This is a genomic window from Rhizobacter sp. (genome assembly GCF_031412075.1).
Classification (GTDB): domain Bacteria; phylum Pseudomonadota; class Gammaproteobacteria; order Burkholderiales; family Burkholderiaceae_C; genus Rhizobacter.
The window spans coordinates 1-7,950 of record NZ_JANOCG010000343.1; the positions used below are offsets into that span (position 1 = coordinate 1).

At 65.7% G+C, this 7,950-nt stretch carries 7 protein-coding genes; all 7 read right to left on the reverse strand.

What is annotated here, in order from left to right:
- Nucleotides 1–408 precede the first annotated feature (408 nt).
- The gene (locus RMO40_RS12735) at nt 409–2,172 is read right to left on the reverse strand and encodes a branched-chain amino acid ABC transporter ATP-binding protein/permease (RefSeq protein WP_489660156.1); all 1,764 of its coding nucleotides are present in this window, start codon (nt 2,170–2,172) and stop codon (nt 409–411) included.
- Nucleotides 2,169–3,242, reverse strand: a complete 1,074-nt coding sequence (locus RMO40_RS12740) for an ABC transporter permease subunit (RefSeq protein WP_309721587.1) — start codon at nt 3,240–3,242, stop codon at nt 2,169–2,171. The genes RMO40_RS12735 and RMO40_RS12740 overlap by 4 nt, the downstream gene beginning before the upstream one ends.
- A gap of 133 nt (nt 3,243–3,375) precedes the next feature.
- Complete coding sequence (locus RMO40_RS12745) at nt 3,376–4,515, reverse strand: ABC transporter substrate-binding protein (RefSeq protein WP_309721591.1); 1,140 nt, start codon at nt 4,513–4,515, stop codon at nt 3,376–3,378.
- Between the two features lie 39 nt (nt 4,516–4,554).
- Nucleotides 4,555–4,974 carry a thioesterase family protein gene (locus RMO40_RS12750; RefSeq protein ID WP_309721594.1) on the reverse strand — a complete coding sequence of 140 codons (420 nt, stop codon included), beginning with the start codon at nt 4,972–4,974 and terminating at the stop codon, nt 4,555–4,557.
- Nucleotides 4,975–4,994: 20 nt separating this feature from the next.
- Entirely contained in the window at nt 4,995–5,759 is a 765-nt protein-coding gene (locus RMO40_RS12755; protein ID WP_309721597.1) for an SDR family NAD(P)-dependent oxidoreductase, read from the reverse strand.
- 30 nt (nt 5,760–5,789) lie between these two features.
- On the reverse strand, nt 5,790–7,040 hold the full coding sequence (locus RMO40_RS12760; RefSeq protein WP_309721601.1) for an acetyl-CoA C-acyltransferase: 1,251 nt from the start codon (nt 7,038–7,040) through the stop codon (nt 5,790–5,792).
- Between the two features lie 128 nt (nt 7,041–7,168).
- On the reverse strand, nt 7,169–7,950 hold a 782-nt coding region (locus RMO40_RS12765; RefSeq protein WP_309721604.1), incomplete at its 5' end, for an AMP-binding protein.

Genomic DNA, 7,950 nt, shown 5'->3' on the forward strand with positions numbered 1-7,950 from the left:
CTTTCCCTGTCGACGCCTCGCTTCGCTTCGGCGCGAGCGCAGCGACGCGCTTCTGGTGTTTGCTCCCCCTTCGGACGAGCTGAGCAGCACAGGGCTTTGCGGGGCGCGCGCAGCGCGCTTCAACCTCTGACTTCGGGCGGCTGTTTGAGCGCAGCGGCCAACGGCCGCGTAGTGAGTTCTGCCCGACCCGCAATGACCGAGCAGCGCAAGGCAGCCCTCGCAACGCGAGGGCCGAGTCGGCAGGGTCGCTTTCTTTGCCCCCTTTCTTTGTCGACACAAAGAAAGGGGGTCGGCCGCCGGGCCGAACTCCCGGCGCGGCCTCGCGCAGTGAACCAGAGCCGAGACAAAGCGAGCAGGGCTTCGATACCTCAGCCCGAACGGTCAGTGGTGGGCGAACAAGCGAGCCCATCAATGCTCCGTCCCAAGGTAAGCCGCCCTCACCGCCGGACTCGCCTGCACTTCCTCCGGCGTGCCCTCAATGAGCTTGGTCCCAAACTCCATCACCACGATGCGATCCGTGACCTCCATCACCAGATCCATGTCGTGCTCCACCAAAAGAATCGACAGACCTTCGCCGCGCAATTGCCGCAGCACATCGATCAAAGCCTGCTTCTCCTTGTGCCGCAACCCCGCCGCCGGCTCATCGAGCAACAACAAAGCAGGATCGGCGCAAAGCGCACGAGCAATCTCCATCAAGCGTTGCGGCCCCAACGCCAAATTCCCAGCCAGCTCATGCATGTGCTCCGCCATGCCGATGCGCTTCAACTGCCGCTCGGCTTCGCGCAACAGGCTGCGCTCCTCCGCACGGTCCAGCCGCAACATCGCCGCTGCCACCCCACGCCCACCGCGCAGGTGCGCACCCAGCGCCACGTTCTCCAGCACCGTCATGCCGGCGATCATCTTCACGTGCTGGAAGGTGCGGCTCACACCCCGCTGCGCAATGCGCCGAGACGCGAGGCCATCGATGCGCTCACCACGGAACTTCACTTCACCGCGGGTCGCTGGCAACACGCCCGTCACCAGGTTGAAGGTGGTCGACTTGCCCGCGCCATTCGGCCCGATCAAACCCAGAATCTCACCCGCACGCACCTGGAAGCTCACGTCGTTCACCGCCACCAGGCCGCCAAACTCCTTGCGCACCGCGTTCACGTCGAGCACCAATTCACCGGCTGCCGGGCGGGCACGCTCGGTGAGTGCGGTCGCATCGGCCCAGTCGACCTTGCGCCGCAGCGGGGGCAGGCGGGCTTCGACAAAGGCCCACACACCGTCACGCGCGTACTGCAACACCAGCACCAGCACGATGCCAAAGACGATGATTTCGTAGTTGCCGTCGCTGCCCATCAGCTTGGGCAACCACACCTGCAGCTGGTCCTCCAGAATCTTCACGATGCCGGCGCCAGCGATGGCGCCCCACACATGGCCCACGCCGCCCAGCACCGCCATGAAGAGGTACTCGATGCCCATCTTCAAACCAAAAGGCGACGGGTTCACCGTGCGCTGGAAGTGCGCGAACAACCAACCCGAGACGCTGGCCAACAAGGCCGCCAGCACAAAAGCCGTGACCTTGATGCGGAAGGTGTCGACCCCCATCGCTTCGGCCATGGTGCTGCCGCCCTTCACTGCGCGCAGCGCGCGGCCCACGCGAGAGTCGAGCAGGTGCATGGCCGCAAACGCCGCCAGCATCACGATCACCCACAGCAGGTAATAGAAGCTGCGGCCCGACTTGAGCTCGATGCCGAAGAAGCCGATCGGCGGCACGCCCAGCAGGCCGTCGTATTTGCCCAGCGCGTCGATGTTGCCCAGCAGGTAGTACAGGCTCAGGCCCCAGGCGATGGTGGCGAGCGGCAGGTAATGGCTCGACATGCGCAAGGTGATCCAGCCCAGCACCAGCGCAAAGCCACCGGTGATGAGCAGGCCGATCCACACCGTGAACCAGGGCGACATGCCATGCGCCGTCGACAGGTAGGCCGCCGTGTAGGCGCCCATGCCGACGAAGGCCGCTTGCCCGAAGGAGGTGAGCCCGGCCACGCCGGTGAGCAGCACCAGGCCGATGGCGACCAGCGCGTAGAGACCGATGTAGTTGGCCTGGGTGATCCAGAACTCGGGCACGGGCAGCACTGGCAGCAGCGCCAGAACCAGCACAAAGAATATGAGGAAGCCGCGACGCATCATTCTTCCTCGTCGTGGTGGCCGTGCTTGAACGAGCGCCAAAGCAGCACAGGCAGGATCAAGGTGAACACAATCACTTCCTTGAAGGCACTGGCCCAGAACGAGCCAAAACTTTCCAGCAGGCCGACGAACAAGGCGCCCACCGCCGCCGCGGGATAACTCGCCAGGCCGCCGAAGATCGCCGCCACGAAGCCTTTGAGGCCGATCAGGAAACCGGAGTCGTAAAAGATCGTGGTGCTGGGCCCGATCAAGAGACCCGACAAGGCGCCGATGAAAGCTGCGAGCCCCATGCTCAAGCGCCCTGCCCCCGAGGTGGAGATGCCCATCAAGCGCGCCCCCAGCCGGTTGACCGCTGTGGCGCGCAAAGCCTTGCCGCGCAGCGTGCGCTCGAAGAACAGGAACAGGCTGGCCATCAACACCAGCGTGGCCGCGAAGATGATGATGGTCTGGCCGCTGAGCGTCACGGCGCCGATCTGGAAGCGTGCGTCCCAGAAACTCGGGTTGCGAAAACCCTCGGCACCGAAGAACACCAGGCCCAGGCCGGTGAGCGCGAAATGCACACCGACCGACACGATCAACAGCACCAGCACGCTCGCATCGGCCACCTTCTCGTACGCCAGGCGGTACACCAGCGGCCCGAGCGGCGTGACGATGGCGAGCGTGAACACACTCTGCGCCCACAGCGGCCAGCCGCGCGGCCCGGCAAACCAGGCGACCAGAAACACCGCCACCGGCACGGCCAGTGTCTTGGCGGCCGACCACCCCACCTGCGCCCACGGCAACGCGCGGCGATACCCCTGCACCACATCGAGCACCACCACCAGCAGCGCCACCGCGAGCAGCAGCCACACCGTGCCCGGCAGGTCACCCCAACGTTGCCACACCGACCCGACCGGGTTGCCGCCTTGCAGCATGGCCAGCGTGATCGCGCCATAGGCCACGAACTCGCCCTGCGGAATGAAGATGACACGCGTGATGGCGAACACCAGCACGGTGGCCAGGGCCAGCAGCGCGTAGATCGCGCCATTGGTCACGCCGTCTAGCGTGAGGATGCTGGCGATGGAGAAGTCCATGGGTTGCTTTTGCTTTTAGTGGGCGATCAGGCCGAGCGAAAACCTCCGTTCGCACTGAGCCTGTCGAAGTGCGGGCACCGAGGTGCGCGCTGGCTTCGACAGGCTCAGCCCGAACGGAAGATGGAAGGCTCGATCAGTCCAGTTTCCACTCGCCGTTGACCACTTTCAGGATCACACCGGTCTCCGTCGTGAAACCCCAGTGGTTGTCTTTCGAATACGTGATCACGCCCTGCGACAACACCGTGCGACCCATGTTTTCAATGGCGTCGCGCACCGCGCTGCGGAAGGCTTGCGTGCCGGGCTTGCCGGCTTTCAGCGCGACCGGCAACACCTTCTCCAGCACCACGACGGCGTCATAACCGTGTGCGCCAAACTGGTTGCGGCTGCCCGCGCCATAAGCCTTCTCGTACTTGGCCACGAAGTCGAGCGCGAGCTTCTTCGACGGATGCGAGTCGGCCAGCTGCTCAGGCGCCACGGCAGGGCCGGAGACGACGTAGGAGCCTTCCACGTCTTTGCCACCGATGCGCATCAGGTCACGCGAGGCTGCGGCGTGGGTCTGGTAGATCGTGCCCTTGTAGCCACGCTCGATCAGGCCCTTGTGCGGCATGGCGGCACCACTGCCCGACGCTACCACCAGGATGGCTGGCGGGTTGGCCGACACGAGCTTGAGCGCTTGCGCGGTCACATTGGTGTCGGGGCGCGCAAAACGCTCCACCGCCACGATCTGCGGGCCACCCAGGCGGGCCGATTCGGCCTTGAAGTCGTTGAGCCAGCCTTCGCCATACGCATCGGTGTAGCCGAGAAAGCCGATGCTCTTGATGCCCGCTTTTTTCATGTGATCGATCAGCGCATGCGCCATCACCGCATTGCTCTGCGGCAGGCGGAACGACCAGGTGTCGCGGCCAGCGGGCAGGTTGGCGGGCGACATCATCAGCTGCACCGTCTGCCCTTCGGCAGCCACACCGGCCATCGCGATCGCCACCGGCGTGACGGCCGAGCCCACGATCAGGTCGACCTTGTCTTCGGTGACGAACTTCTTCGCGTTGGTCACACCCTTGGTCGGGTCACCGGCGTCGTCGAGCACGATCACGTTGAGCTTTTCACCAGCGATGCTGGTCGGCCACAGCTTGATGTAGTTGTTGACCGGAATGCCCAGGCCGTTGGCCGGGCCGGTGAGCGGCAGACTCACGCCGATGGTGATGTCGGCGTATGCGGTGGTCGCGAGGAACAGCGTCGCGGCAGCGATGGCCAGGGGTTTGAACAGTGCTTTCATGGGGTTTTGTCTCCTGCTGATGAACAATGAACTCGGGGCTCAGGCGCACAGCGCCTTGATGTCTTCGGGAACGGGAATGGCGCGCATGCGGTCGGGGTCGTGCTCGTCGCGCTTGATGAAGGCGCGCACCTCGCGGCCTTCGCACACCAGCTCGTCACCCCGCGTCACGCGGTGGATCTGGATGAAGGCGACTCGGCGCCACTCCTGCACATGGGTCGCGATCTGGATCGTGTCGCCGTAGCTCACGGTCTTGTGGAACTTGGTGTTGATCTCGAGCACCGGCGTGCCCACGATGCCGCGCTCGCGCTCCAGCACACGCCAGGGCGGCACACCGCACTGGGTGAAGAACATCAGCGAGGCCGCATCCATCCAGCGCGAAAAATTCGGGAAAAACACGATGCCGCCCGGGTCGCAGTCACCGAACTGCACGGTCACGCTGTGGAGGGTGGTGCGTGGCATGTTGTCCCTTGTGTCAGTGGTCAGCGCGCTGCCATGCGCAAGGCGCCGTCGAGGCGGATCACCTCGCCGTTGAGCGACAGGTTCTCGACGATGCTGGCCGCGAGCATGCCGAACTCTTCGGGCTTGCCCAGGCGCTTGGGGAAAGGAATGCTGGCGGCGAGCGAGTCTTGCACCGCTTGCGGCAGCTCGGCCAGCAGCGGCGTGAGGAACAAGCCCGGCGCGATGGTGCAGGCGCGCACGCCGAACTGCGCCAGGTCGCGCGCCAGCGGCAGCGTCATCGCGGCCAGGCCGCCCTTGGAGGCCGAATACGCCTCTTGCCCGATCTGGCCGTCGAAGGCCGCAGCCGAGGCGGTGTTGACGAACACACCACGTTCGCCGTCTTCCAACGGTTCGAGCTTGACGATGCGCGCGGCGGCGAGGCGGATCACGTTGTAGGTGCCGATCAGGTTGACGCGGATCACACGCTCAAAGTCTTCCAGCGGTGCCGGCGAGCCATCTTTTTGCACGATGCGCTTGGCGGTGCCGATGCCGGCGATGTTCATCACGATGCGCGCCGGGCCGTGCGCCTTCTCGGCCGCGTCGAGCGCGGCGTTGACGGAGTTGGTGTCGGTGATGTCGCATTGAAGCGCGATGCCGCCGATCTCGGCGGCCACCTTCTGCGCGAGCTCGAGGTTGACGTCGAGCACGGCCACCTTGGCGCCCCGGCGGGCGAGTTCACGCGCGGTGGCGGCACCGAGGCCAGAGGCTCCGCCGGTGACGAGGGCTGCTTGGGAGGGGATCTTCATGAGGGTGTCAGAGTTGAACGCAGGGCGACGTCAAGCGGCGTCAGGGTTTTCAATCAACAGAGCGATGCCCTGGCCGCCGCCGACACAGGCCGACGAGATGCCGTAGCGCAAGCCGCTTTCGCGCAGCTGCCGTGCGACCGTGATGGTGAGCCGCACACCGGTGGCCGCGAGCGGGTGGCCGAGCGCGATGGCGCCACCGTGCACGTTGAGCTTGTCGCCGTCGAGGCCCAGCTCGCGCTGCACGGCGAGCGTCTGCGCGCCTTGGGCTTCGTTGATCTCGAAGCGGCCGATGTCGGAGAGCTTCAGGCCGGTGCGCTCCAGCAGCAGGCGGATGGCCGGCGCGGGGCCGATGCCCATGATCTCGGGCGGCACACCCACGGCCGCGGCAGCGAGCACACGGGCCAGCGGCTTCTTGCCGTGGGCCTTCACGTAAGCACCACTAGCGACCACGGCGGCGGCACCCGCATCGACCAGCGCCGAGCTGTTGCCACCGGTCTGCACACCACCCGGGTAGACGCTGCGCAGCTTGGCCAGCACCTCGACCGGCGAGGCCCGCACATGCGTATCGCGGGAGAGCTTCTCGACCTTGCGCGGCAGCAAAAGCTGGCGCGGCTCGTAGCCGGCGAGTTCGAAGGTTTCACTCGTCACCGGCACGATCTCGCCGTCGAAGTACCCGGCCTCCTGCGCCGCCACCGCACGCTCGAAAGAGCGCGAGGCGTAAGCGTCGACCTCGGCGCGTGTGATGCCGTATTTCTTGGCCAGGTTCTCGGCCGTCTGGATCATGGTGATGTTCGGCGTGGGGTCGATCAGCGCTTCCCACATGAAGTCCTTGAACTCGACCGGCGCACCGAGCTTGAAACCGGTGCGGTGGGTGAACGCGGCCACCGGGTTGCGCGTCATCGACTCGGCGCCGACCACCAGGGCCGCGTCGCAATAACCGCGCTCGATCTGCTCGCCGGCCTGGCGAAAGAGCTCGAAGCCGGTGCCGCAGATGCGCTGCACCATGATCGCCGGCACCTCGGTGGGCACACCGGCGTACAGGCCGACGAGGCGCGGAAACATGAACTGGAAGAAATCGCTCGGCGCCATGTTGCCGGCGATCACCGAGCCGATGTCGGCACCCGGCACGCCGCTGCGGGCGAGCACCTCGCGTGCGACCTTGATGCCGAGGTCAGTGGCGCTCACCGCGCCGAGATCGCCGCAGTAGTCGACCATCGGCGTGCGCACGCCGTCGACCATCCACACGTCGTCGAAACTGCCGAAGAAACCTTTGTGGGCCATGGTGCTTTCCTTAACTTGTCGTGCGGCGCGCAAATGCCCGTTCGCACTGAGCCCGTCGAAGTTCCAGCACCGAGGCAGGCGCTGGCTTCGACAGGCTCAGCCCGAACGGAGTACGGGTGCCGTTCATGTCAGTAGCGTCGCGGCAGGATCAACCCGTCCACGCTGCCGTCATACAACGCGTCAACCAGGGCCGCGCGGTGCGTGAGCACATTGCGCTGGTTGATCGAACCCTTGTCGGTGATCTCGCCCTTGTCGATCGAGGGCGGCTCGCTCATTGCGTGCAGGCGCGCCACGCGGTTGGCGCTGCCGGTGCCGGCTTGCCAAAGTTTGTCCGCCAGGGTCTGGAAGAACGCAGCCACCTTCGGGTGACGCAGCACCTCGGTGGCGGTGGCCGTCTCCGGCAACCCGGCAAGCTGGCGGCACTCTTCGACACGCGGGAACACGAGCGCACCCACCTCGTCGCGATTCAAGCCGGTGATCACCGCGTCTTGCACCAGCGGTGCGCCGAGTGCCACGATGCTTGCCTTCAGCGGCCCCACGCTCACGAAGGTGGCGGTCGAGAGCTTGAAGTCTTCGGCGATGCGGCCGTTGAACATCAAGCCCTGGGTGGGCTGCTGCGGGTCGACAAAGGTCACCGCATCACCGGTGCGGTAGAAGCCTTCTTCGTCAAACGCTTGTGCGGTGTTCTCGGGGTCACGCCAGTAGCCGGGCATCACGTTGGGGCCGCGAAAACGCACCTCGGTCTTGTCGCCCGGCTTGTCACCTTGAGGCACCAGTTTCACCTCGACCCCCGGGCAGGGCAGGCCGATGTAGCCGGCGCGCGCATCGGTCCCCAGCACAAAGGTGCACGAAGGCGCGGTCTCGGTCATGCCCAGCCCGCCGATGATGCGGATGCGCTCGCCGACCGTCG

Bases quoted from the DNA above. Each gene is read 5' to 3' on its own strand.
- RMO40_RS12735 (WP_489660156.1), bottom strand. From the start codon at position 2,172: ATGATGCGTCGCGGCTTCCTCATATTCTTTGTGCTGGTTCTGGCGCTG.
- RMO40_RS12740 (WP_309721587.1), bottom strand. From the start codon at position 3,242: ATGGACTTCTCCATCGCCAGCATCCTCACGCTAGACGGCGTGACCAAT.
- RMO40_RS12745 (WP_309721591.1), bottom strand. From the start codon at position 4,515: ATGAAAGCACTGTTCAAACCCCTGGCCATCGCTGCCGCGACGCTGTTC.
- RMO40_RS12750 (WP_309721594.1), bottom strand. From the start codon at position 4,974: ATGCCACGCACCACCCTCCACAGCGTGACCGTGCAGTTCGGTGACTGC.
- RMO40_RS12755 (WP_309721597.1), bottom strand. From the start codon at position 5,759: ATGAAGATCCCCTCCCAAGCAGCCCTCGTCACCGGCGGAGCCTCTGGC.
- RMO40_RS12760 (WP_309721601.1), bottom strand. From the start codon at position 7,040: ATGGCCCACAAAGGTTTCTTCGGCAGTTTCGACGACGTGTGGATGGTC.